We start from the raw sequence: 25352 nt of genomic DNA, 5'->3' as shown, positions 1-25352 counted from the left end.
GCCCCAATCCCGGGCCGACACACAACCCCTGTGAGAGCGAGCTTGCTCGCGATAGCGATGGATCAGCCAGAAGAAAAGTGACTGGCACACCGCTATCGCGAGCAAGCTCGCTCCCACAAAAAGCACTGCGCAAGGCCTAGCATATGCCCACCGCCCTTTACCGCCTCATCCTCGCCCTGGTGCTGCTGTTGCCACTGGAGGCCCATGCCGGTGACGCCGAAGACTTCGTCGCCGCCAACCCGACCCAGCAGGCCAGACTCCTGGAAACCTGGGCCGCGCAGCCGGAGCCTGAACGTGTCGAACTGATCAACGCCCTGCAACAAGGCCAGTTGATCGTCGACGGCCAGCCAAAAACCCTGCGCCTGAACAACCGCTTGCGCGGGCTGATCGAAACCGCCCTGGCCAGCCATCAACTGCTCGCCGTCGATGCCCGCGTACGCCTGGCCGCCGCGCAGCAACTGCAAAAAACTGCCCGCCCGGCGCAACTGGCGTTTCTCGACCGGCAATTGGCCGGTGAGCAAGACGAAAACGTACACGCCGCCCTGAGCCTGGCCCTGGCGAACCTGCAACTGGTGGACACCAACCCGAACGTGCGCCTGGCCGCCGTCCGTCTGTTGGGGGAAACCGGCGATCCACTGGCCCGCACCCGCCTGGAAGGCCTGCTCGAACCCGGCGTCGAAACCGATGCCGCCGTGCGCACCGCCGCTGAAACCAGCCTGGGCCAGGTCAAGCGCAAGCTCCTGGTGGGCGAATTGCTGGGCCAGGCCTTCAGCGGCATGTCCCTGGGCTCGATCCTGCTGCTCGCCGCCCTCGGCCTGGCGATTACCTTCGGCCTGCTGGGGGTGATCAACATGGCCCACGGCGAGATGCTCATGCTGGGGGCCTATTCCACTTATGTGGTGCAGCTGCTGTTCCAGCGCTTCGCCCCGAACGCCATCGAGTTCTATCCGCTGATCGCCTTGCCGGTGGCATTTTTCATCACCGCGGCCATCGGCATGGCCCTGGAGCGTACGGTGATTCGCCACCTCTACGGACGGCCGCTGGAAACCCTGCTCGCCACCTGGGGTATCAGCCTGATGCTGATCCAACTGGTGCGCCTGGTGTTCGGTGCGCAGAACGTCGAAGTCGCCAACCCGGCCTGGCTCTCGGGCGGGATCCAGGTGTTGCCGAACCTGGTGCTGCCGTACAACCGCATCGTGATCATCGCCTTCGCCTTGTTCGTGGTGGTGCTGACCTGGCTGCTGCTGAACAAGACGCGCCTGGGCCTGAACGTGCGCGCGGTGACCCAGAACCGCAACATGGCCGCCTGCTGCGGCGTGCCCACCGGGCGGGTCGACATGCTCGCCTTCGGCCTCGGCTCGGGCATCGCCGGGCTCGGTGGCGTGGCCCTGAGCCAGATCGGCAACGTCGGCCCGGACCTGGGCCAGAGCTACATCATCGACTCGTTCCTGGTGGTGGTGCTCGGTGGTGTCGGTCAGTTGGCCGGCAGTGTGTTCGCCGCGTTCGGCCTGGGCATCGCCAACAAGATCCTCGAACCGCAGATCGGCGCCGTGCTCGGCAAGATCCTGATCCTCGCGCTGATCATTCTGTTCATCCAGAAGCGTCCGCAAGGCCTCTTCGCGCTCAAAGGACGGGTAATCGACTGATGAACCAGCCCCTGATGCTCACGGCCACGCAAAAGGCCGGTCCCAAAGTCACCCTCGCCGTCGGCGCGCTGATCCTGGCCGTGCTGCTGAGCCTGCCATTGCTGTCGCTGCTGGCGGCGGACAATCCGCTGCACGTCTCGGCCTACACCCTGACCCTGGTGGGCAAGATTCTCTGCTACGCCATCGTCGCCCTGGCACTGGACCTGGTCTGGGGCTACGCCGGCTTGCTCTCCCTGGGCCACGGCCTGTTCTTCGCCCTGGGCGGCTACGCCATGGGCATGTACTTGATGCGCCAGGCCGCCGGGGATGGCTTGCCGGCGTTCATGACCTTCCTGTCGTGGACCGAGTTGCCTTGGTACTGGGCCGGCACCGACAGTTTCCTCTGGGCGATGTGCCTGGTGGTACTGGCGCCGGGGTTGCTGGCCCTGGTGTTCGGCTTCTTCGCCTTCCGCTCGCGGATCAAGGGCGTGTATTTCTCGATCATGACCCAGGCCCTGACCTTCGCCGGGATGCTCCTGTTTTTCCGCAACGAAACCGGGTTTGGCGGCAACAACGGCTTCACCAATTTCCGCTCGATCCTGGGCTTCGGCATCACCGAGCCCGGCACCCGGGCGGTGCTGTTTTTCGCCACGGTGTTGCTGCTGGTGGCGAGCCTGTTCATCGGTTGGCGCCTGGCCCGCAGCAAGTTCGGCCGGGTACTGACCGCCCTGCGGGACGCGGAAAACCGCCTGATGTTCTGCGGCTACGATCCCCGTGGTTTCAAGCTGTTCGTCTGGGTGTTGAGCGCGGTGTTGTGCGGCCTGGCCGGGGCGTTGTACGTGCCGCAGGTGGGCATCATCAACCCCAGCGAAATGTCGCCGACCAACTCCATCGAGGCCGCCGTGTGGGTCGCCCTTGGCGGGCGCGGCACGTTGATCGGGCCGTTGCTGGGCGCCGGGGTCGTGAATGGCATGAAGAGCTGGTTCACCGTGGCGTTTCCTGAATATTGGCTGTTCTTCCTCGGCGCCCTGTTCATCGTCGTGACCCTGTATCTGCCCAAGGGTGTGATCGGGTTGCTGAAGAAAAGGAGCGAATGATGCGAATCACACCTACGGCGGACTTCATGCTCGAACCCATCCTGGAGCCCAACAAGGACCAAGGCAGCAGCCGCGACGCCATCGGCCTCGGCCAGGCAGCCGGCGTGGGCCTGAACACCCGCCACGGCACCATCCTGACCCTGGAAGACATCAGCGTCAGCTTCGATGGCTTCAAGGCCTTGAACGATTTGAACCTGTACATCGGCGTCGGCGAGTTGCGCTGCATCATCGGCCCCAACGGCGCCGGCAAGACCACCCTGATGGACGTGATCACCGGCAAGACCCGCCCCAGCCACGGCAAGGCCTGGTTCGGCGAGACCCTGGACCTGACGAGCATGAGCGAAGTACAGATCGCCCAGGCCGGCATCGGGCGCAAGTTCCAGAAGCCCACGGTGTTCGAAGCCCTGAGCGTGTTCGAGAACCTGGAACTGGCGCTCAAGACCGACAAATCGGTGTGGGCCAGCCTGCGGGCACGACTCACTGGCGAGCAGCACGACCGTATCGACGAAGTGCTCGAGACCATCCGCCTTGCCACGTCGGTCAACCGCGCCGCCGGGTTGCTGTCCCACGGGCAGAAGCAGTTCCTGGAGATCGGCATGCTGCTGGTGCAAGACCCGCAATTGCTGTTGCTCGACGAACCGGTGGCGGGCATGACCGACGCCGAGACCGAGTTCACCGCCGAGCTGTTCAAGTCCCTGGCGGGCAAGCATTCGCTGATGGTGGTGGAACACGACATGGGCTTCGTCGGCGCGATCGCCGACCACGTCACCGTGCTGCACCAGGGCAGCGTGCTGGCCGAAGGCTCGCTGGAACAGGTGCAGGACAATGAGCGGGTGATCGAGGTGTATCTCGGTCGCTAGAGTGGCAAATGCTGTTCCCTGTGGGAGCGAGCTTGCTCGCGATGGAGGCGACACATTCAGCACCTAAGCAAGCTGCCCCATCGCTATCGCGAGCAAGCTCGCTCCCACAGGGAACTTGAGGAGAATCTGGAACATGCTGCAAGTCGACAAGCTGCACCAGTACTACGGCGGTAGCCACATCCTGCGCGGCCTGTCGTTCGACGCCAAGGTCGGCGAGGTGACGTGCCTGCTGGGGCGCAACGGCGTGGGCAAGACCACCCTGCTCAAATGCCTGATGGGCCTGTTGCCGGCCAAGGAAGGCGCGGTGAGTTGGGAAGGCAAGGCCATCACCGCGTTCAAGCCGCACCAACGGGTGCATGCCGGCATTGCCTACGTGCCCCAGGGCCGGGAAATTTTCGGACGGCTGACGGTGGAAGAAAACCTGCTGATGGGCCTGTCGCGCTTTCCCGGCGCCGAAGCCAAGGAAGTGCCGGCATTCATCTACGAATTGTTCCCGGTGCTGCTGCAGATGAAACAACGCCGTGGCGGTGACCTGTCCGGCGGCCAGCAACAGCAGCTCGCCATTGGCCGGGCCCTGGCCAGTCGCCCGCGCCTGCTGATTCTCGACGAGCCTACCGAAGGCATCCAGCCCTCGGTGATCAAGGAGATCGGCATGGTGATCAAGAAGCTGGCGGCCCGGGGCGACATGGCGATTTTGCTGGTGGAGCAGTTCTACGACTTCGCCGCCGAGCTGGCCGATCAGTACCTGGTGATGTCCCGGGGCGAGATCGTGCAGCAGGGGCGCGGAGAAAATATGGAAGCCGAGGGTGTGCGCGGACTGGTTACGATCTAGTCTGTAGCGTCCTGACGATAATCAGAAATCATGAATCTACCTGTCTGTTCATTGGCGCCTTCGGCCCTGTTCACCCCCAGCTGGCACGCTGAGCTGGAATTGGGCTACGCCCGCTTCGGCGAGTGCACACGCCCGGTACAGCGCCGCCACAAAGGTCCGCTGCGGGTGCAGAAGCACTTGTACGCCGAAGGTCCCGAGGTGTGCCAGCACATCATCGTCCACCCGCCCGGTGGGATTGCCGGCGGTGACCGGCTGGATATCTCGGCCCATGTCGGCCCTGGCGCCTGGGCGCAACTGACCAGCCCCGGCGCGGCCAAGTGGTACCGCGCTGCCGGCCCGGCGTACCAACAGTTGAGCCTGAGCGTGGCCCCCGGCGCGACCCTGGAATGGCTGCCCCAGGAAACCATCGTCTTCAGCGCGGCCCAGGCCGAACTCGGCACGAGTATCGACCTGCTGGGCGACGCACGCCTGCTCTACTGGGACATGGTCGCCCTCGGCCGACCGGCCAGCGGCGAGCGGTTCGACCTGGGGCACTTTCAATCGCGACTGGACATCCGCCGCGACGGCCAGTTGCTGTGGCATGAGCGCCAGCGCATTGTGGGCGGTGATGGGCTGCTGGACTCGCCCATCGGGCTGGGCGGCGATCCGGTGTTCGCCACGTTGCTGGTGACCGGCGAGATCGACAGCGAGTTGCTGGAACACTGCCGATCCCTGGGCCATGCCGTGCGCGGCGACCTGACCCAATTGCCCGGCCTGGTCGTGGCGCGCTGCCTGGCGAGCGAGGCATTGCTGGCGCGGGGGTGGTTGATTGAATTGTGGCGCTTGCTCAGGCCTGCATTGCTTGGAAGAGAGGCCGTACCACCGAGAATCTGGAGCACCTGAATTGGCTTTCCTGTGGGAGCGAGCTTGCTCGCGATGGCGGTGTACCAGCCAACGGTGATGTTGAATGTTCGATAGCTATCGCGAGCAAGCTCGCTCCCACAGTGGAATGGGTTTACAGCGAATTTTTTTATCTGCCCTTATGGATTGCACATGGACCTGACCCCACGCGAAAAAGACAAGCTGCTGATCTTCACCGCCGGCCTCGTCGCCGAACGACGGTTGGCCCGGGGCCTGAAGCTCAACTACCCGGAGGCCATGGCCTACATTTCCGCCGCGCTGCTGGAAGGCGCCCGTGACGGCCAGACCGTCGCCGAGCTGATGCACTACGGCACCACGCTGTTGAGCCGCGAGCAGGTGATGGAAGGCATCCCGGAAATGATCCCGGAGATCCAGGTCGAAGCGACGTTTCCCGACGGCACCAAACTGGTCACCGTCCACCAACCCATCGCCTGAGGCCACGCCATGACTGCCCATGTTCGTGACGCCCATGCCACAGACCTGCCGGCGATCCGCGAGATCTACAACGACGCCGTCCTCAACACCACGGCGATCTGGAACGAACAAGCCGTGGACCTGGGCAATCGCCAGGCCTGGTTCAGCGCCCGGCAGACCCAGGGCTACCCGGTGCTGGTGGCCGTCGACGCCGAAGACAACGTGCTGGGCTACGCTTCGTTCGGCGACTGGCGGCCGTTCGACGGTTTCCGCCACACCGTGGAGCATTCGGTGTATGTGCGCAGCGATCAACGCGGCAATGGCCTTGGCCCGCTGCTGATGGCCGCGCTGATCGAACGTGCCAGGGCCTGCGATAAACACGTCATGGTCGCGGCCATCGAAAGTGGCAACGTGGCCTCGATTCGCCTGCACGAGCGGGCCGGTTTCGTGATTACCGGGCAGATGCCCGAGGTGGGGACCAAGTTCGGCCGCTGGCTGGACCTGACCTTCATGCAGTTGAACCTCAACCCCGGGGCGCTACCGCCTGCCATCAACAAGGAGTGAAAAGCCAATGAACGCCGCCCAGTTGCGTCGGGTCCACGCCGAGAGCTTTGCGCATTATCGCCAGGGCCTGATCGATCTGTTGCTCGACGCCGTCGGCTACGGGGCCAGCGTGGGGTTCATGGCCGATCTCGATGCCGTCCAGGCCCGCGCCTATTTCGACGAGGTCCAGGCCAGCCTCAATCAGGGCCACCTGCTGCTGTGGGTGGTGGTCAAGGATGAACAGGTACAGGCCAGCGTCCAGCTCGCCCTGTGCCAGAAGCCCAACGGCCTCAACCGCGCCGAAGTGCAGAAGCTGCTGGTCCGCGGTGAGGCTCGCCGCCGCGGGCTGGGCCAGCAATTGATGAGCGCCCTGGAACTTGGCGCCCGCCAGCACAAACGTGGCCTGTTGTACCTCGACACCGAGGCCGGTTCCGAGGCCGAGGCGTTCTACCGCGCCATGGGCTACACCCGCGTCGGTGAACTGCCCGACTACTGCCAGAGCCCGGACGGGACCTACACCCCGACCGCCATTTACTACAAGATTTTGGGGCAACCGCAATGATTCCAGGGCAATACCAGGTCCAGCCCGGCGACATCGAACTCAACGTCGGTCGCCGCACGCTCACGCTGAACGTCGCCAACAGCGGCGACCGACCGATCCAGGTCGGCTCGCACTATCACTTTTTCGAGACCAACGACGCCTTGACCTTCGACCGCGCCGCCAGCCGTGGCATGCGCCTGAACATCCCGGCCGGCACCGCGGTGCGTTTCGAACCGGGCCAGAGCCGCGAGGTGGAGCTGGTGGACCTGGCCGGGCATCGCCGGGTGTTCGGGTTTGCCGGGCGGGTCATGGGCGACCTGTAAGTCATAGGGTGCCTGCACTGGCCTCATCGCGAGCAAGCTCGCTCCCACAGGGAAACGCGATCAAATGTGGGAGCGAGCTTGCTCGCGATGAGTGAGCGCAGCGAACGGTTTCAACATTCAATTGAATTCCAAGGCAAGCACATGAAGATTTCGAGACAAGCCTACGCCGACATGTTCGGCCCCACCGTCGGCGACAAGGTCCGCCTGGCCGACACCGAGTTGTGGATCGAAGTGGAAAAAGACTTCACCACCTACGGCGAAGAAGTGAAATTCGGCGGCGGCAAGGTGATTCGCGACGGCATGGGCCAGAGCCAACTGTTGGCCGCCGAGGTCGTCGACACCTTGATCACCAACGCGCTGATCATCGACCACTGGGGCATCGTCAAGGCCGATGTCGGCCTCAAGGACGGGCGCATCGCCGCCATCGGCAAGGCCGGCAACCCGGACATCCAGCCCGACGTGACCATCGCCATCGGCGCCAGTACCGAAGTGATCGCCGGCGAAGGCATGATCCTCACCGCCGGCGGGATCGACACCCACATCCACTTCATCTGCCCCCAGCAGATCGAAGAAGCGCTGATGAGCGGCGTCACCACCATGATCGGCGGTGGCACGGGCCCGGCCACCGGGACCAACGCCACCACGTGCACCTCCGGGCCGTGGCACCTGGCGCGCATGCTCCAGGCCGCCGATGCCTTCCCGATGAACATCGGCTTCACCGGCAAGGGCAACGCCAGCCTGCCGGAACCGTTGATCGAGCAGGTCAAGGCCGGTGCCATCGGCCTGAAGCTGCACGAAGACTGGGGCACCACGCCCGCGGCCATCGACAATTGCCTGAGCGTGGCCGACCAGTACGATGTGCAGGTGGCGATCCACACCGACACCCTCAACGAGTCGGGCTTCGTGGAAACCACCCTTGCCGCGTTCAAGGGCCGCACCATCCACACCTACCACACCGAAGGTGCCGGTGGCGGGCATGCGCCGGACATCATCAAGGCCTGCGGTTTCCCCAACGTGCTGCCCAGTTCCACCAACCCGACCCGGCCGTTCACCCGCAACACCATCGACGAGCACCTGGACATGTTGATGGTCTGCCATCACCTGGACCCGAGCATTGCCGAAGACGTGGCCTTCGCCGAAAGCCGCATCCGCCGCGAGACCATCGCCGCCGAAGACATTCTCCACGACCTCGGCGCCTTCTCGATGATCAGCTCCGACAGCCAGGCCATGGGCCGCGTCGGCGAAGTCATCACGCGCACCTGGCAGACCGCCGACAAGATGAAAAAGCAACGCGGCGCCCTGCCCGGCGACGGCGAAGGCAACGACAATTTCCGCATCAAGCGCTACATCGCCAAGTACACCATCAACCCGGCGATCACCCACGGCATCAGCCATGAAGTGGGCTCCATCGAAGTGGGCAAGTGGGCCGACCTGGTGCTGTGGCGCCCGGCGTTCTTCGGCGTCAAGCCGACGCTGATCCTCAAGGGTGGAGCGATTGCCGCCAGCCTGATGGGTGACGCCAACGCCTCGATCCCGACACCACAGCCGGTGCACTACCGACCGATGTTCGCCAGCTACGGCGGCTCACGGCATGCCACCAGCCTGACCTTCATCAGCCAGGCCGCCGCCGAGGCCGGGTTGCCGGAACAACTGGGGCTGAAGAAAAGAATCGCCGTGGTCAAAGGCTGCCGCGACGTGCAGAAGACCGACCTGATCCACAACGACTACCTGCCGAGCATCGACGTCGATCCGCAGACTTACCAGGTCAAGGCCGACGGCGTGTTGCTGTGGTGCGAACCGGCTGAAGTGCTGCCGATGGCGCAGCGTTATTTCCTGTTTTGAACCGGCGCAGTTCCTGTGGCGAGGGCGCTGCCAAAGGCTGCGATCTTTTGATCTTTCGCTTGGGACTCAAGCGTTTTTGGAAAGATCGCAGCCTCGCTGCGCTCGACAGCTCCTACGGTCCAGCGAGAGCACGCGTACTCGCCACGGTTTTCATTGCCTGAAAGGATCAGCCTACAGGTCGGTACTGCCTGGCAACTGCTCCAGCTCGGTTCGCGTCAACGACTGGACCAGCTCCGCTTCCTTGATCTTGTGTTGCAGGCCCAACGCCTCGGACTGGCTGATGTAGTCGGCTTCCTCCAGGGTCCCGGCCGCCTTCGCTTCATCCAGCTCGATCTGGTTGGCGATAAGGGTGTCGTTCAGCGCCTGGAAGGAGGCCCCATGGGCCTGCTTCAAATAATCGATCCAGAAATCCCGGCCCACCAGCGACTGAAACTGCTGGGGGGAATCGTCCAGCGCCAGCACCTCATTGGCAGCGGCATCGAGCATTCCAGGGGTGACATCTCCCAGCCTGAGAAAAACCCCGCCCGCGGGCTGGCCCGGTAGCCCCAATCGATCCTTGAGCCCCACACGGTAAGCCAGGCGGACCTCGACTTCTTCTATCAGCGCCAGGTTTTCGCGCTTTTCATCGTTGGTCAGGTCGGTGCGGGCATTGATCGCATCACGGCGCCGCTGGATATCCTTCAGGGCAATACGCTCTACCTCATCGAGGCGAAACAGCCCCTTGGCCAACTGGACCAGCGTTGCCGCCTCATCCTTTCCAACCGCCAAGGCCCTGGCGTTGTGGATCATCAAGCGGATTTCCAGGTAGCTGAAGGACAAGGCTGCGCGATCTTCACAGGCCGGTCGGCCAGCCAGGTCGAACAGCTCATGACGCAAGTCGGTGGCGTTGCCCATCGCCTCGAGCATCTGCCAGACGCGGGCCTGGAGGTCCGGATAATCTTCCAGACCCTGATAGGAGGCGGCCAACCGATGCAACAATTCAAAAAACTCTCCCGAGTGCCGCTCATCCGCCAGGCTTTGCCACAAAGCTTTTTTTTCCGCCAGTTGGCCCGCAGGCAGGTCGCGCAGCCATTGCTGCATATTCGCCGGCCCGACCGGCGCTGAAAACCCAAACGCCTCGGGCAAACGCAGGACGGCCCATTCGGGACGCGTCTGCAAGACCGTCGCCCAATAATTACGCATGCGCTGTTGGACCCCCTCGCTCAACGGGTTGCCCTGCAACAACGTCACGCGATTCAGACGTGCCGTGGCATGGGCACGCTCGGCGGGCGGGTCGAGCAGGTGATCCGGTACCTGGGTCAAGCCGTTGTCGCGCAAGTCGATCAGCTCCAGCGGTTGGTCGCGCAGGCCGGTGGGCCAGGCAGTGATCCCGGTGTTCTTCAGGTGCAATCGTTCCAGGTCAGGTAACCTGCTGAAGTCCGGCAGGCGCTCCAGCAAGTTATTATCCAGGTCGAGGTTTTTCAGCCGGCCAAGGCTTTGCAGGATTTCAACGCTACGACGTGTCAGGCCGATCTGGTTATTCGCCAGCCGAAGCGTCTCCAGATTTCGCATCCCCTCCAGGGTTCCGGGAATATCCATCAGCCTGTTCCTGGACATTTCCAAGCGCTTGAGGGAGGAGAACGCGCTGAGGAAGCTCTCGCAGTAGTCCAGCGTCAAGCCCATGTCGGACATCATGAGCACACCCACATGGCTGAAGTCGGCCGTCAGCTCCGGCAATGCGCCGATGTTCAATCCGCTCAAATCAAGCTCATACCCGAGCCTGCGACCATCGGCCCCTGCAACGACCCGGGTCTGACGCCGCCAGCAGCGCTCGATGTGTTCGGCCGCGATCTCTCTGACCCCCGTCGGTACTTGCCGACGGTGATTACCCTCGTAACGCCATCCAAAGGTAGCGACCCAGCGGTCCAGATCCCGGCGTAGCATTTTCAACTCGACTTTACGTCGCTTGAGTTCCCTCACCGCGCCATTGCCCAGCGATCGCAACAGCGCCTCGGTCTGCTCCGCCGTGTAGCCCGGGTACAACTCCTGCACCCGGCTCTCCGGCGACCGGCCCAGGCGCAACCAATCCCGCAGTCCACCCAAGGGGTAGCCGACTTTGCCCGAAGCCAGGCGCATCGGTGATTGGAAGGCGGGCTTGAGCGCGGGCATCTTCAAGCGGCTCGCCAGCACATCCCGGTCCACTGGCGAAGCGCCGATGGCCTCTCTCAACCGGTCGCCGTGATGGATCGAGGGCCGAGCCATGGCCCGGCGTTCGGCATCCGGCAGGGCATGCTGCAAGGCATCGAAGACACTGCCCCAATGGCTCAACTCATTGCCGCTGTCGTCAAAGGCCTGGTAGACATCATCGTCCTTGACCACGACCTTGGTCTGCGGCGCATTTTGCGGCCCGATGCTGTCGATCAAGGCGCCGGACACATCGGCCTCGCGCAATTCGATGCGCACCGTGTCGCTCCAGCCAGGCAAGGTTTCCAGGGTCGCCAACACCAATCGAGGCGTGTCCGCCGTGGCCAAGGCGTCCTGATACAGGCCCTCGTAGGCTCGGTTCAAACGCACCACGCGCTGATAATGGCGCAGCTCTTCGGCGATGCGCAGCGGGATGGGTTTGGTCTGGCTGGCCTCATCGAAATCCCAGGCGGCCATTTGCTGCAACTCTTCGCTACCGGCCAGGGTGATGATCTGTTCGATCGCCTTTGCCGGAACCGAGGGGAAACGGGACTTGATCAGCGTGACATGGGGGTCACCTCTCGTCTCGCCCATGGCGTAGTAATCGTTGAGCAACTGCACCTTTTCATTTACCGCCGCTTCGGCGAGTGCCTGGCGCAGGTGCCGGACGCGAGCATCCATGTTGGTTTTCGCAATCGGCGGGCTCGCCGTGGCCAACAGGTCGGCGCCTGCGGCATCCACCGCTGCGATCAGGTTTTTCAACAGCGAAGATGTGCGGACCTTGGCCTCGGTAAGGCTGGCTTCACGGAACGGGGTCTCGCCTTCCGAGGGCCGGACGTATTCCCAGCGCGTCCGCCCGGCGCCGTCGACGACCTTCAGCTTCAGCCCTCTTGGCCACGGGCCGTATTGGCTCAGCAGGTGCAACATCGGCTCGGCCAAGTCATGGCCCAGCGGTTCCTCGCTTTGCAGTTGCCCGATGAACGTGTCGAGTTGTCGGCAGAGGTCGAAGCGATCCAGGGTGTCGGCCAGCAACGCCGGCACCGGCTCGCCCTCGACATGCACCCGTCGCAGCACGTCCTGCGGGGTCGCGCTGGCGAGGCGGATCCGCTCCAGTTCAGCATCGCTGAAGTCCTTGACGCCGTGGCCCAGGCGCCTCATCAGCGTCGGGCCTTCCCAGCTGCGCGGTTGTTCCAGTTCATGGTGCCAGGCACCGTTGCCGTTGCCCGTCAGTTCGGGCTGGTAGGCCTGCGGACGGGAAGGATGACGAATGCGATAGCGAAGAGTCTGCGGGTCCTGTTGCACTTCATAATATCGGTCACCCAGCGGCAGAACCTGCCGGTCGCCGACCCGATACAGGCCCTGGGTATCCGGACTCGACGCCGGGGGAGGCGCCAGCTCACTTTGATAAACGCTCAGGTCGGGACGCCACAGGCGCGATTCGCCGTTGGCCAATTGCACCGGCTCCAGCTGATCCACCGCGCCCGACCATCGAATGTGCGGCAGCACCGCCGCACCGGTGGCGACGAAGGCCGTGTTGAGGGCCACGCTGGAAAAATGCGCCCACATTTCCTGGGTCTCGCCACGTTCGAACGCTTCGATGCCCTCGAAGGCCTCGTTGAACATCTGCACCGCCCCGACCGTCAACATCAGCGGCCCCAATCCTGGCACGACGAACGCCGCCAGGTTGAACACGTCGACCACCGCGTCCAGGTAACTGTCCAGGCGCGCCAGGCGGGCTTTCTGGTCTTCATCACCGGTAGGCACCGCCACCGCGCGGGCGTCAGCCTGGATCTTCTCGATCTGCCGCAGGCGTAGCGAGCCCCACAGGTCGCCGGGAATCGGCGCCGTGGCCATGGGCAGGTTGCGCAACGACGATTTGAGTGGGTAATCGGCCTGGTCATCGGCCGTCGGGGAGGTTTGATAGAAGTGCTTGAACTGGCGGAAAAACACCCCTTGCTGACGCAGCGGCACGAAACGGCTGAAGAAGCGGCGGTAGGTGCTACCGTGCAGGCGTCGCCGCAGTTCGACCATGAAGTCGGCGCTGGAGGCATAGGCTTTCAGGGGATGCTCGGGATCACCCGGAAGGTAGGCCACGACCGGCACCACCCGGCGGCTGCTTTCAAGGTCGGGGCCGATCAACAGCGGGCCGACCAGGTCGATGTCGAACACTTTCAGGGAAGTGAAAGTCACGGCCTGGCCATCGAGGGTGACGTCGCTGGCACCGTCGATCACCCGCTGCAACATCGCGTAGACCGCCGGGCTGATGTCGGCCTTGGCCCGGGCGATCTCGATGTTCAGCGCCAGGCCCTGCCGGTGATGCTCCTCCAGTGAATGATCCAGCGGGTTGTATGTCTTGCTGTCGTCGAGCCGCAGGACAGCGTTGATGTGCTCCTGATACTGGCGCCCCAGGTCCAGGGTGCGACACAACTGGGCGAAGGCTTCTGAGGCAATCGGCAACGCACCTGCGCGAACGGCGTCGACGGAAGGCACCACTGCGCCGCCCTGGAACGGACGCACCGTGGTAATGAGGCTGCAATCGGCACAGGCGGGCTTGCGCGCTTCCTCTGGCGCGAAATTGGCCAGCGCCGCCTCCAGCAATGACGTGCCACGATATTCGTAGCGATCGAAGTGGCCGCCCTCGCTGTCCAGGACCAGCGCCCCAAAAAAATCATCGCGGGTCCTGCGCCCGTACTGGCGGACGAAATACACCTCGTTGACGTTCAGTGTGAGGTTGAACTCATCCAGGAGTGCCTGCTCAAGCAAGGGTTCGGCAAAGGCGCGGATGTCCTGGATATTGCCCAGCCGGTTGTCGACCTGGTTCAGGCGCTCGCGGTAGCGGGAATGACTGTCCTTGAGGCTGTTCCAGAGGTCGGGGGAGGCTTTCGCGTACCAGTCCGGAAGCGTCAGTTCATGGTCGCTCAGTTCCTGCTGGCGTTGCACGATGGCCCCGCTGTACCAGCCGGGAATGCGGGCTTTGAGCAGGTCGAAATGCTCGCCTTGGGGAGTGGCGAGACGGGGGGTGAAGCCTGGCATATCGGGTCATCCTTGACGATGGAAAACCCGAGCCTAACCAGCGTGCCGCCGAGGCGTGCGGTAACTATTTATTGCTTTTTCGACAAGACATGACGGATACGAACCGCCACGGTCATTCCACCCAACGGCCCAATTGCTGGCGCAGCCGACGATTCTCGGCACGCAGTTGCTGGACTTCCTCCAGCAGGTCCAGCGCCAGGGCGACGCCTTCCCATTCCAGGTCCAGCTCGCGGCGCAATTTGGCCGCACGACGGGCCAGGACCAGTTCATAGTCGGTAAAACGCCAATCCGCAGGAGCCGCGCCGTGGGGTTCGAGGATGCCGTGGGCGACGATCTCGATCACATGGACGTCGGCCAACGCGGCAGCCTCGCAGAATTCCGTCAGGGTCAGTTCAATGATCGGGTTGTTCATGGTCTGCTTCTCCCAATGCCTTAACTGTGTAGGGGTGCAAGAACGTAGGAGCTGACGAGTGAAACGAGGCTGCGATCTTTCCACCCCACATTGAGTCTAGAGCGAAAGATCAAGAGATCGCAGCCTCGTTTCACTCGTCAGCTCCTACGCTCCTACCAACAGAGACCGGCCGCTGTCAGAAATTCTCCCGCGGATCGAACGCCGCTTTCTTCGCCAGTTCGGCCCACAGTGCCTTGACCGCTTCGTCGCTGGCCTTGGGCATCACGGCCTTGAGCTGCACGAACAGGTAGCCGCGCTCGCCGGCCTTGTTGCGCAGGCCGTGGCCCTTGGCGCGCATGCGCTGGCCGTTCTGGCTGCCGGCCGGGACCTTGAGATTGATCTTGCCGGTGAGGGTCGGCACCGCCACTTCGGTGCCCAGCGCCAATTCCCACGGGGCCAGGGGCAAGGTGATGATCAGGTCCTGGCCTTCGACGTCGAACTTGGGGTGCGGGGCGAAACGAATGGTCAGGTACAAGTCGCCGTTGGCACCGCCACCGACACCCGGCGCGCCCTGGCCCTTGAGGCGGATGCGTTCGCCGTCGGTCACGCCCAGCGGGATCTTCACGTTCAGGCTCTTGCTGGTGTTGCTCACGTGTTGGCCGGCCGCGTTGTATTGCGGCACCTGGAACGTGACCTTCTTCGACTCGTTCGACAGGGTTTCTTCCAGGAAAATCGGTAATTCCATTTCCACGTCTTGCCCTCGACGGCCGGCGCTGCGACCTGACTGTCCGCCACCGAAACCCGACCCACGGTTACCGAAGATCGAACTGAAGAAGTCCGAGAAGTCGCCAGCGTCCTGGCCACCGCCAAAACCGCCACGGCTCTGCCAACCCGGCGGGCCCTGGAACGGCTGGCCGTGCTGGCCGTAGCGGCGCAGGTCGTCGTATTCGGCGCGCTTGTCGGCACTTTTCAGCGCTTCATAGGCCTCCGAGACGTCCTTGAACTTGGTCTCGGCGTCTTTTTCCTTGCTTACATCCGGGTGGTACTTGCGCGCCAGCTTGCGGTAGGCAGCCTTGATCGTACTGTCGTCCGCCGTGGGCTCGACACCCAGGATCTTGTAATAGTCTTTGAAGTCCATCTAAGCATCACCATCCGTTATCGATGTCGCACCGCCACGCACAGCATGCCCGGATGACCGGACAGCGGGTTGACCGACCTCAAGATTGGGACCGGGCGGCACGTCAGAAGTTTATCGGCAGCTGGCGGCGGTTCTTGTACCCGCCTTGCGCTACCAGGCTCATGCCAGCAAGTTTGGGGGTATAAGAGAGTCTTTCAAGGCCTGCGGTCGAGAATTAGCAGATAACCGGCCTTCGAATCCGCGCCCCACTGACATACACTGCGCGGCCGTTTTTTCAACTGGAACCCGAAAGACATGAAAAACGCATCCCCGGCCCGTGCCTGCGGCATCGATTTTGGCACGTCCAACTCCACCGTCGGCTGGCTGCGCCCCGGCATGGAAACGTTGATCGCGCTGGAGGACGATAAGATCACCCTGCCTTCGGTGGTCTTTTTCAATCTCGAGGAACGCCGCCCGGTGTATGGCCGCCTGGCCCTGCACGAATACCTGGAAGGCTACGAAGGCCGGCTGATGCGCTCGCTCAAGAGCCTGCTGGGCTCCAAGCTGATCAAGCACGATACCAGCGTGTTGGGCACGGCCATGCCCTTCAAGGATCTGCTGGGGTTGTTCATCGGCCAGTTGAAGAAACGCGCCGAAGCCACCGCCGGTCGGGAATTCGAAGAAGTGGTACTGGGGCGCCCGGTGTTTTTCGTCGACGACGATGAAATGGCCGACCAGGAAGCGGAAAACACCCTGGTGGACGTCGCCCGCGCCATCGGCTTCAAGGAGGTTTCGTTCCAGTACGAGCCCATCGCGGCGGCCTTCGATTATGAATCGACCATCGAGAAAGAAGAGCTGGTGCTGATCGTCGACATCGGCGGCGGTACTTCGGACTTCTCCCTGGTGCGCCTCTCCCCCGAGCGCCGTACCCACGACAACCGCCACGCCGACATCCTCGCCACCGGTGGCGTGCACATCGGCGGGACCGATTTCGACAAGCAACTCTCCCTGGCCGGCCTGATGCCGCTGTTCGGCTACGGCAGCCGTATGAAAAGCGGCGCCTACATGCCCACCAGCCATCACATGAACCTGGCGACCTGGCACACCATCAACGCGGTGTACTCGCAAAAGTCCACCCTGGCCCTGGGCAGCATGCGCTACGACATCGAAGACACCGGCGGCATCGACCGCCTGTTCAAGCTGATCGAACAACGCGCCGGGCATTGGCTGGCGATGGAAGTGGAAGAAACCAAGATCGAGCTGACCCACACCGACCAGCGTCATTTGCTCCTGGACCGGATCGAGCCGGGCCTGAGCGTGGAACTGAACCGGGCGCTGTTCGAGTCGGCCATCGACGGCTTGCTGGAGCGGGTGCGCGGCAGCGTCACGCAGTTGCTGGGCGATGCCGAGGTGCGGGTCGATCAGGTCGACACGGTGTTCTTCACCGGCGGTTCCAGCGGCATCCCGGCGCTGCGCAACAGCGTCTCGGCGATGCTGCCCCAGGCGCGGCATGTGGAAGGCAATATCTTCGGCAGCATTGGCAGCGGGCTGGCGATCGAGGCGATGAAGCGCTACGGAACGCAGGTCTGATCCCAGACCGAGGCGCGGCCATCGCGAGCAGGCTCGCTCCCACATTGAATCGCATTCCATCTGAAGGAACTCGGTCAACTGTGGGAGCGAGCTTGCTCGCGATGGCGCCAGATCAGGCGCCATCCCTACCGGATCAAACCATCCCGATCTGTTTCAGCTCACTCTTGATATACGCATAGTAAATCGGCCCCGCCACCACCCCCGGCAACCCGAACGCGGCTTCGAACACCAGCATCGCCATGAGCAACTCCCAGGACTTGGCGCTGATCTGCCCGCCGACGATGCGGGCGTTGAGGAAGTATTCGAGCTTGTGGATCACGATCAGGTAACCCAGCGCCGCCACGGCGACCCAGATCGACAGCGACAGGCCGACAATGGTGATCAGCGTGTTGGACATCAGGTTGCCGATGACCGGCAGCAGTCCCAGCAGGAAGGTCATCACGATCAGGGTCTTGGTCAGCGGCAGCTTTATCCCGAACAGCGGCAGCACCACCGCCAGGAAAATCCCGGTGAAGAAGGTGTTGAGCAGGGAAATCTTGATCTGGGCGAAGACGATGTTGCGAAACGCCTTGACCAGCAGGTTCAGGCGATCGAACAGCGCCGCGGCCAGGGGCTTGCGCTTGGTCAGGTCGGGGATGCGCTGCAAGGCGACGATGGCCCCCAGTACCATGCCGATCAGCAACGTCACGAACATATGGGCCGCGTCCTTGCCCACCAGTTGCAGGTCGCTCAGGTGCTTGCTCACCCAGTCGCCAATGGCCACTCGGAACTCGGCGGCGCTGGCCGGCAGGTAGGCGTCGATGAAGGGCGGCAATTGCCCTCGGGCGCGGTCGACCACCGTCATGAACTTGTCCAGGGAGGCTCCGGGGTTTTCGGCCTCATGGAGCAGGAAACTGATGGCTCCGGCGAAGATCAGCGTCAGCACACTGACCACCAGCGTGCCCAGCAACGCCACGGCCAGCCAGCGGGCACGGCGACCTTCGATCAGGCGCTGCAATTGTGGGGTGAGCATGTTGACCAGCTCGAACACCAACAACCCGGCCAGCAGGCTCGGCAACAGGCGCAGTGGCAGCACCAGCAACAACCCACCAAAAATGATCACCCAACTGATCACCAACAATACATGACGCTGAGAAAACGTTGGCATACAGCCTCAGGACAAAACGGCGTGAAAGGATCGGCAGTCTGCCAGCGATCCACCAACAGCACTAGACATTGTATCGGCCGATCCTGGACAGGGTTCAGCTGTTTTTTTGCAGTGCGGTGCCGCCCCCATCGCGAGCAAGCTCGCCCCACCATGGATTTGTAGTGCCCGGTCCATGGTGGGAGCGAGCTTGCTCGCGATAAGGCCCTCACAGGCTGGAGAAAAACCCAGCCCTTATTTTTTCTTCAGGCACTCACTCATGAACGTCTTGCGGGCATCGCCCTTCAGGGCCTGGGTGGTGGCCGTGGCGTTACAGGTCTTCATGCGTTCCTGCGGGGTGCTCGGTGCAGCCTTGAGGCAGGTGCTCATGAACGCCTTGCGCTCGTCGCCCTTGAGCGCCTTCGCGGTGGCGTCGGCGTTGCAGGTGGTCATCTTGGTCTGCTGCGCCGTCGCGGCGAAGCCTTGGGAACACAACAGCAAACCGATCATCAACAAAGGCACACGCAGCATCTTCATGGTGTTTCTCCTGGCTGCCGCACGAGGGTACGGCGATGAGGTGCAGTGTAGACAAAGCCTGTTACACCTTCATCTGTTGGATCTGCTGTGCCTGGTCTATCGCCATCGCGAGCAAGCTCGCCCCCACAATGGACCGAGCGCTGCAAATCCCCTGTGGGAGCGAGCTTGCTCGCGACGGCGGCCAACTCGATCCGAAACCCTACACCCCAGCCGCCTTCAACCGCTGCGCATGCTCGACAAACAACCGGACTGGCTCGGCCCCCTTGCCCACCAGCCCCAGCGACTGGTTGACGATGTCGAAGTGGTCCAGCGGATAGTCATCGCCGATGACCGTGCCCAAGTGTGAGCTGCAGCGGCCGACCATGCCGTCGCACTGCCCCGCTTCCCTGACAAAGGTGCGGGCAAATAAACGGCAAGTGCGGTTGGTGCCGTCGAACAGATTGCGCCCTTTATCGGTCTTGCCCGGCTGCAAGGTGCCGGACCACGAGTAATAGCGCACGCCATTGACCTCTTCCGGCCCGTGCCCGCCCCAGGTAACCGGCAGGCCCTGTGGATAATCTTGATTGAACAGCGCCACCCCGGCGGTGGTCAGGGAGGCGTGGGAGGCGTGGATGTCCACTGGCAGCTTCGGCCCGCGATAGCCGGTGTCCAGCAGGCTCATCAGGGCGTTGATCAGGCGCAACACGACACTGAGCACACGCCCCTTGGCACTGTCGGCCGGGTAGTGGGCCTGCAGATAATCGGCCAGTTCGGAGCCATGGTTGGGGCCGGCCACTGACGTGACCGACGCCACCAGGTCCGGGCGTTTGGCGGCGGCATAACGGGCGGTGAGGCTGCCCTGGCTGTGGCCGATCAGGTTGACCTTCTGCGCGCCGGTTTGCCGCAGGATGTCGTCGATCAATGCCAGCAACTGTTCGCCGCGCACCTCGGACGAATGCACCGGCGAAACCTTCACCGCCACCACCACGGCCCCTGCGCGACGCAACGCCGAGACGATCCCATACCAGTACGGATACAGCACCAGGCGTATGAACCCGAACATGCCCGGGACCAGTACCAGCGGGTAACGAGTGGCGCAGCGTTGCGACATGGCGACATCCTTGTGATCAAGAAGGGATCAGCATCGGTACCGATGATGACCCGGCTATGACACCCGTGTCACTTCAAGTATGCGCAGGCGTCCATGGCGCAGGCGTTTGCGCCCGCAGGGCCGCGTCAAAAGGTGCGCGCCAGTGCGAGCAGACGCTCCTCGGCCTCGGCACAAGACAACGCGAAACTGCGCTCGGCCGACTCTTCGCCTTCGGCCGCCACCACCGTCACATCGGTGATGCCGATAAACCCCAGCACGGTGCGCAACAGCGTGTCGGCGTGGTTCATGCTCTCCAGTAAGCCACCGGGGCCAAAACCGAAATCGCCGCGGCTGGTCACGATCAGCGCCTTCTTGCCCAGCACCAGCGGCTCGTAGTGCGACACGCCGTTGTCCAGGCGGTGGTTGAACGTCAGCCCGATGCGCACGATCTGGTCGATCCAGGCCTTCACGCCGCTGGGCACGCTGAAGTTGTGCATGGGCGCTGAGATCAGCAGTCGGTCATGGGCTTGCAGCTCCTCGACCAAGGCATCGCTCAGGGCCAGGTCCGCTTGCATGATCAACGGGCGAGCCTGGGGCTCGGGGTAGAACGCCGCGGCGATGAAAGCTTCGTTGACCGGCGCAATCAACGTGCGTCCGACTTCACGACGGGTCACGTGGGGCTGCGGATGGGCGGCCAGCCACGCCGAGACAAAGGTCTCGGCCAAGCGCCGGGAATGAGAACGCTCGCCACGAGGGCTGCCGTGCACTACAAGAATATTGCTCATCTGAATCTCCTTTCCTGCGGCTACAATCAAACATTGCTTGTGCCTTGCAGCTTGAAGCTCAGAACGGGCTTCAGACAAATGAGCGTTAGTTCATCTGGATGAGTTAATTTCATCCATTGCACGCCAGGAGAATTCAAATGTTCGCCAACCTGCCGCTCAACGCATTGCGCGCCTTCGAGTCCGCCGCACGGCTGCTCAGTTTCAAGGCGGCCGCGGCGGAGTTATCGGTAACGCCGACGGCAGTCTCCCACCAGATTCGAGCGCTGGAGAACTGGCTGGGGCTGATGCTGTTCGACCGCCTGCCACGCCAGGTACGCCTCACCGAAGGTGGGCAACGCTTGTTCCACAGCCTGCACGGGGCCTTGCTGGAGGTGGCGCAAAGCGTCGACACCCTGCGCCCGCAACGCAGCAGCACCCACCTGACCCTGTCCACCACCGCCGCGTTTGCCGCCCTGTGGCTGGTGCCTCGCCTGGGGCGCTTCTATGCGCGCCACCCGAACATCAAGGTGCGCCTGGACACCCATTGCGAAGTGATCGACCTGCACCAGGACGCCAGCGTCGACCTGGTGGTGCGCTACAGCCTGGAGGCCTATCCGAACCTGTACGGCATGTGCCTGTTCGATGAAAGCTTCGGGGTCTACGGCTCGCCTGAACAAGTGGCCCTGGCAGCCCGGCAGCCGCCGACGCTGATCAGCGTGCGCTGGCACAACTCCAAACTGTACGCCCATGGTTGGGATGCCTGGTGCGCCCAGGCCGGGGAAACCTGGCTCACCCGACAGCCGTGCATGCGCGAGTACGACGAAGAGCATTACGCCTTGCAAGCGGCGATTGCCGGGCAAGGCCTGGTGCTGGCGAGCAATATCCTGGCGTCGGAAAGCATCGCCAGCGGCTTGCTGGTGGGCTATCGCCCGGACGTCCAGATCGATGGCGCCGGCTACAGCGCCCTGTGTGTCCCGGGCCGTGAACGCCATCCGCCGGTGCGGGCATTTTTCCAGTGGCTGGGAGAGGAAGCGCGGCTGTCCGGATTTCCTCCAGTGCTTGCGATGTCGCAGGCGTAGGAACTGCCGAAGGCTGCGCCTGCCCATGGGAATTGCATTGACACATTTCATTAAACTTTTTGCCTCGTTCCTCACTCCACCTAAGAAGTGATCGCGCCAGCAGAGCGTGACGCTCCAACCGGATCAGCCCCCAGGAGAACGAGATGAGCGACATGCACTTATCCGATGTAACCACCCTGCGCGAACGTGCACGGCAGAACGTGCAGAACGGCGCAGTGACCGAAGGCTATGGCGCCGACCGGCAGGAAGTCATCCGCCTGCTCAACGAAGCGCTGGCCACCGAACTGGTCTGCGTGCTGCGCTACAAGCGTCACTACTTCATGGCCACCGGCCTCAAGGCCAGCGTGGCGGCCAGTGAGTTCCTCGAGCACGCGAACCAGGAAGCCGAACACGCCGACAAACTCGCCGAACGCATCGTGCAGTTGGGCGGCGAGCCGGAGTTCAACCCCGACCTGTTGACCCGTAATTCCCACGCCCAGTACGTCGCGGGCAACACCCTCAAGGAAATGGTGTACGAGGACCTGGTGGCCGAACGGATCGCCATCGACAGCTACCGGGAAATCATCCAGTACATCGGCGAAAAAGACCCGACCACCCGGCGCATCTTCGAAGACATCCTGGCCCAGGAAGAAGAGCATGCCGATGACATGGCCGACATCCTGGCCGATCTGTAACAATCTTCAGCCCCAATCGCGAGCAAGCTCGCTCCCACATTTTGACCGCATTCCTTCAGACGGAATGCGGCCCCCTGTGGGAGCGAGCTTGCTCGCGATGAGGCCAGCCACCTCACCGCACAACCGGGCTACCGGGTAGGCTTGACCGTCACCGGCGCCTTGCCCGCCTTCATCTGCTCCAGCAGCGGCGCGCACTGGTTTGGCTCACCCCCACTGGGCGCCACCAGCGCCAGCAACCCGGCCGCCGGCGCGGCGATCACGCCCAACGCCACCATCCCGGCACCGCGCAGCATCAGGGGCACGGCCTTGACGCCGGCGGCGGGCTTGGCGAACGGGCCGCGCACGTACAACGGCGAGCGCAGGGAAATCAGACGCCAGCCCTTGGACTCGGGAGTGATGGTCAGGTCCAATTGTTCGCTCGCCATGTTCGCCGTGCCATCGATGTAGATGATCGCGTTCTCGGTGTCGAACACGAACAGCCGCGTGGTCGCCAGGCCCGTCTTGATGTCGAAGTCCGCTGCCGCGCAGTTGATCTTCACCTCTTTGTCGCCAAAGATTTTTCCCACCACATAGTTGCCGACGTTCAGTCCCGCCAGCTCCATCAATTCCCGACTGATGGCGCCATCGTTGATGAGCATTTTCAGCGTGCCATTGGCCGTGCCCAGCAGTGCCGCCACCGAATTGCCGCGCCCAGCGATATCGGCGTCGCCGTTCAATTCGCCGAAACTGGTTTTCATCGGTTCAAAACCCGGGAACAGCTGCTTGAGCTTGAACCCCCGCGCCGTCAGCTTCGCCTGGCCTTCAAGGGGCTGGGTGTGCCCGTTGAGGCGGATCTGCGCATCGAGGCGGCCACCGGCCACGCCGAAGCGCAGGGGTTCCAGGCTCAACTGCCCATCATTGAGCACCAGGTGGGTATAAAGGTCGTTGAACGGCAATTGTTCGCTGTGAACGATGCGTTTGCCCGTGAACTCCACATCGGCGTCCATCACGCTCCAGCGCTCGGTGCGAAACTCTTCGACGGGCAAGACCTTGTCGGTCGGCTGTTTGCTGGCGCCGCCCCGGGCCTTTTGCTCGGCATTGGAGTCCGCACCGATCAGCGGCGCCAGGTCGCTGAACAGCAGCTGATTGGAGACCAGCGCACCACTGAGTTTCGGCCGCGGCTGGCTGGCGACATAGGCCAGGTCGCCATGGATATCGCTGTCGCCGATCTTGCCGTTGAACGCCTCGTAGCGGAACAGCGCCCCACCCGGCTCATGCAGCTTGGCAATCAGGCGGCCATCGGTGGCGTAAGGCGGCGAATCCGGCAAGGTCACTCCGGTCAGTGGGTAGAGATGAGCGAGGCTTTTGCCGGCCAGCTTCAGGCGCAAGTCCAAGGCCCCGAGGTTCAGCGGGTCGGTGAGGGTGCCAGCCAGTTCGATGCGAGTGTCGCCGATCTTCGCCTGGGCCTGGAGCGGAAAGGGTCGTGACGCATCCTGCAACGCCAGCAAGCCACCGACCTTGCCGGAGCCGGTCAGGTTTTGCCCGTGATACTGCCCGTTGACCTTGAAGGCGAACGCATAGTCCTGCGGCGTCGCGCCTTGGTCCTGGGCTTTTTTGGCGGCCTTGTCGCCCACGATCTCGCTGAACGGAATAGGTTTGCCCAACGGATCGATCAACAGGTCGAGCCGGGTCTTGAGCGTCTGGTCGTCCAGAGTGACGTGGCCCTTGTCGAAGCCGATGGCACCAATGTCCACCACCCAGCTGGACGGTTCGGCGTCCGGGTCCTTCGGGTCGAACTGGAAGGTCCAGTTGGCGCGACCGTCCGCCAGGCGTTGCAGGTTGGCATCGGGCTCCGTCAGGTCGATGCGCGGAATCGCCACTCGCCGGGCCAGCAAGGCCAAGGGCGAAACGCGTAGCTCGACACGCTTGAGCGTGACCATTTGCGGGGTTTTCGACCAGTCCGGGTTACCCAGGCTCAAGTCTTCGGCCACCACATGGGGCCACGGCAACCAGGCGCGCCAGCCACCTTCCCCCGGTTCGCGCTGCCAGACCACTGCCAGGTTGCCGTTAATGGCGAAGGGGCGATGCAACTCCTCGGAAACCTTCGCATTGAGCGGGGGCTTGATGCGGTTCCAGTCGAAGAACGCGATGACCAGGACCAGCACCGCCAGCAGGACAACAAGGCTGGCAAAGCTCCAGGCGAGGATTTTCGAAGTGCGCGTCATGCACAAGGCTCCTGATGACAAGTCAGCGTCCGCAACCACGGCGCTGTTGAAAATACGAACCCGCAGTGGGTTCGTCATGAAAGATTGGACTGATAAACCGACCAACAGGTGCCGATGAACGGCACAAAAAAATGCCGGGATCCTGACCGATCAGCCAACAAACTGTTACCGCACCCGCACATTTACGAGTCACAAATGGGTACAAAATACCCATCACAGTGCAAAACCGCACCCCGGAAACGCCCGGTCTAGAGCCTCCGCCCGGAACAATCAATTCCGTTGATTATTACCATTGTCTTTATGAACTTTTATATCGACTTATCGAGAGTAGCATTGCCCTCGTACCCACTTTATCGCCCTCCCAAGGAGCAACGATCATGAAACGCCAATTACTGATGAGTCTTTCGCTTTCACTGCTGGCCTCTACCGCCTTCGCGCTGCCAGCCTCCGAACAAGCCACGCCACAGGTCAAGGACAGCCATTCTGTCTACAACCAGACCGTCGCTGAAGGTGGACGTGACAGGCTGGAAGAAAAAGGTCTGGTTGAAGGTGGTTCCGATCGCACCCCACAAGGCCAGACCCTGGCAGCTGACGGTTCCGACCGCACCCCACAAGGCCAGACCCTCGCAGC

22 protein-coding genes are annotated in these 25352 nt (G+C 63.0%); 14 read left to right on the top strand and 8 right to left on the bottom strand.

What is annotated here, in order from left to right; genetic code table 11:
- Positions 1-143 precede the first annotated feature (143 nt).
- From urtB to ureC, 10 genes are all read left to right on the top strand, one after another.
- Positions 144-1646: an urea ABC transporter permease subunit UrtB gene (gene urtB, locus BLU85_RS21685; RefSeq protein ID WP_092204809.1), complete on the top strand. Its 1503-nt coding sequence runs from the start codon at positions 144-146 to the stop codon at positions 1644-1646.
- Entirely contained in the window at positions 1646-2722 is a 1077-nt protein-coding gene (gene urtC / locus BLU85_RS21680) for an urea ABC transporter permease subunit UrtC (RefSeq protein ID WP_092204810.1), read from the top strand. The genes urtB and urtC overlap by 1 nt, the downstream gene beginning before the upstream one ends.
- The gene (urtD, locus tag BLU85_RS21675; protein WP_092204811.1) at positions 2722-3582 is read left to right on the top strand and encodes an urea ABC transporter ATP-binding protein UrtD; all 861 of its coding nucleotides are present in this window, start codon (positions 2722-2724) and stop codon (positions 3580-3582) included. Before urtC ends, urtD begins: the two co-directional genes overlap by 1 nt.
- 133 nt (positions 3583-3715) lie before the next feature.
- The gene (gene urtE / locus BLU85_RS21665; protein WP_092204813.1) at positions 3716-4414 is read left to right on the top strand and encodes an urea ABC transporter ATP-binding subunit UrtE; all 699 of its coding nucleotides are present in this window, start codon (positions 3716-3718) and stop codon (positions 4412-4414) included.
- 30 nt (positions 4415-4444) lie between these two features.
- Positions 4445-5296, top strand: coding sequence for an urease accessory protein UreD (locus BLU85_RS21660; protein WP_092204814.1), 852 nt, complete (start codon positions 4445-4447; stop codon positions 5294-5296).
- Between the two features lie 150 nt (positions 5297-5446).
- Positions 5447-5749, top strand: coding sequence for an urease subunit gamma (gene ureA / locus BLU85_RS21655; RefSeq protein ID WP_003197350.1), 303 nt, complete (start codon positions 5447-5449; stop codon positions 5747-5749).
- Positions 5750-5758: 9 nt separating this feature from the next.
- Positions 5759-6292, top strand: a complete 534-nt coding sequence (locus tag BLU85_RS21650; protein ID WP_092204815.1) for a GNAT family N-acetyltransferase — start codon at positions 5759-5761, stop codon at positions 6290-6292.
- A gap of 7 nt (positions 6293-6299) precedes the next feature.
- Positions 6300-6833, top strand: a complete 534-nt coding sequence (locus BLU85_RS21645; protein ID WP_060739380.1) for a GNAT family N-acetyltransferase — start codon at positions 6300-6302, stop codon at positions 6831-6833.
- Positions 6830-7135, top strand: a complete 306-nt coding sequence (locus BLU85_RS21640; RefSeq protein ID WP_014336352.1) for an urease subunit beta — start codon at positions 6830-6832, stop codon at positions 7133-7135. The genes BLU85_RS21645 and BLU85_RS21640 overlap by 4 nt, the downstream gene beginning before the upstream one ends.
- Positions 7136-7276: 141 nt before the next feature.
- Entirely contained in the window at positions 7277-8977 is a 1701-nt protein-coding gene (gene ureC / locus BLU85_RS21635) for an urease subunit alpha (protein ID WP_060743085.1), read from the top strand.
- A 171-nt stretch (positions 8978-9148) separates the two neighbouring features.
- On the opposite strand, the gene BLU85_RS21630 is transcribed toward ureC, so the two are convergent.
- From BLU85_RS21630 to BLU85_RS21620, 3 genes are all read right to left on the bottom strand, one after another.
- Positions 9149-14173, bottom strand: a complete 5025-nt coding sequence (locus BLU85_RS21630; RefSeq protein WP_092204816.1) for an NEL-type E3 ubiquitin ligase domain-containing protein — start codon at positions 14171-14173, stop codon at positions 9149-9151.
- Positions 14174-14285: 112 nt separating this feature from the next.
- Positions 14286-14585: a chaperone modulator CbpM gene (locus tag BLU85_RS21625; protein ID WP_092204817.1), complete on the bottom strand. Its 300-nt coding sequence runs from the start codon at positions 14583-14585 to the stop codon at positions 14286-14288.
- A gap of 175 nt (positions 14586-14760) precedes the next feature.
- Positions 14761-15702, bottom strand: coding sequence for a DnaJ C-terminal domain-containing protein (locus BLU85_RS21620; protein ID WP_092204818.1), 942 nt, complete (start codon positions 15700-15702; stop codon positions 14761-14763).
- Between the two features lie 294 nt (positions 15703-15996).
- Between BLU85_RS21620 and BLU85_RS21615 the strand changes: the two genes are divergently transcribed.
- The gene (locus tag BLU85_RS21615; RefSeq protein ID WP_092204819.1) at positions 15997-17271 is read left to right on the top strand and encodes an Hsp70 family protein; all 1275 of its coding nucleotides are present in this window, start codon (positions 15997-15999) and stop codon (positions 17269-17271) included.
- A 133-nt stretch (positions 17272-17404) separates the two neighbouring features.
- Here the strand turns inward: BLU85_RS21615 and BLU85_RS21610 are convergent, their stop codons facing one another.
- From BLU85_RS21610 to BLU85_RS21595, 4 genes are all read right to left on the bottom strand, one after another.
- Positions 17405-18418, bottom strand: a complete 1014-nt coding sequence (locus BLU85_RS21610) for an AI-2E family transporter (RefSeq protein ID WP_092204820.1) — start codon at positions 18416-18418, stop codon at positions 17405-17407.
- A 231-nt stretch (positions 18419-18649) separates the two neighbouring features.
- The gene (locus BLU85_RS21605) at positions 18650-18931 is read right to left on the bottom strand and encodes a PsiF family protein (protein ID WP_092204821.1); all 282 of its coding nucleotides are present in this window, start codon (positions 18929-18931) and stop codon (positions 18650-18652) included.
- Positions 18932-19130: 199 nt separating this feature from the next.
- On the bottom strand, positions 19131-20021 hold the full coding sequence (locus tag BLU85_RS21600; RefSeq protein WP_092204822.1) for a lipase family alpha/beta hydrolase: 891 nt from the start codon (positions 20019-20021) through the stop codon (positions 19131-19133).
- A gap of 125 nt (positions 20022-20146) precedes the next feature.
- The gene (locus BLU85_RS21595; protein ID WP_092204823.1) at positions 20147-20785 is read right to left on the bottom strand and encodes an FMN-dependent NADH-azoreductase; all 639 of its coding nucleotides are present in this window, start codon (positions 20783-20785) and stop codon (positions 20147-20149) included.
- Positions 20786-20922: 137 nt separating this feature from the next.
- On the opposite strand from BLU85_RS21595, the gene BLU85_RS21590 reads away from it, so the two are divergent.
- Positions 20923-21843, top strand: a complete 921-nt coding sequence (locus tag BLU85_RS21590; RefSeq protein ID WP_092204824.1) for a LysR substrate-binding domain-containing protein — start codon at positions 20923-20925, stop codon at positions 21841-21843.
- 143 nt (positions 21844-21986) lie between these two features.
- Positions 21987-22517: a ferritin-like domain-containing protein gene (locus tag BLU85_RS21585; protein WP_092171445.1), complete on the top strand. Its 531-nt coding sequence runs from the start codon at positions 21987-21989 to the stop codon at positions 22515-22517.
- Between the two features lie 128 nt (positions 22518-22645).
- Here the strand turns inward: BLU85_RS21585 and BLU85_RS21580 are convergent, their stop codons facing one another.
- Positions 22646-24721 carry an AsmA family protein gene (locus tag BLU85_RS21580; RefSeq protein WP_092204825.1) on the bottom strand — a complete coding sequence of 692 codons (2076 nt, stop codon included), beginning with the start codon at positions 24719-24721 and terminating at the stop codon, positions 22646-22648.
- 377 nt (positions 24722-25098) lie between these two features.
- On the opposite strand from BLU85_RS21580, the gene BLU85_RS21575 reads away from it, so the two are divergent.
- On the top strand, positions 25099-25352 hold a 254-nt coding region (locus BLU85_RS21575), incomplete at its 3' end, for a hypothetical protein (RefSeq protein ID WP_092204826.1).

Origin of the sequence: Pseudomonas sp. NFACC14 (genome assembly GCF_900106885.1) — a bacterium.
Taxonomy (GTDB): Bacteria; Pseudomonadota; Gammaproteobacteria; order Pseudomonadales; family Pseudomonadaceae; genus Aquipseudomonas; species Aquipseudomonas fluorescens_AA.
Note: the sequence above shows the minus strand (reverse complement) of the source record. Positions and strands in the feature narration are given on the sequence as shown.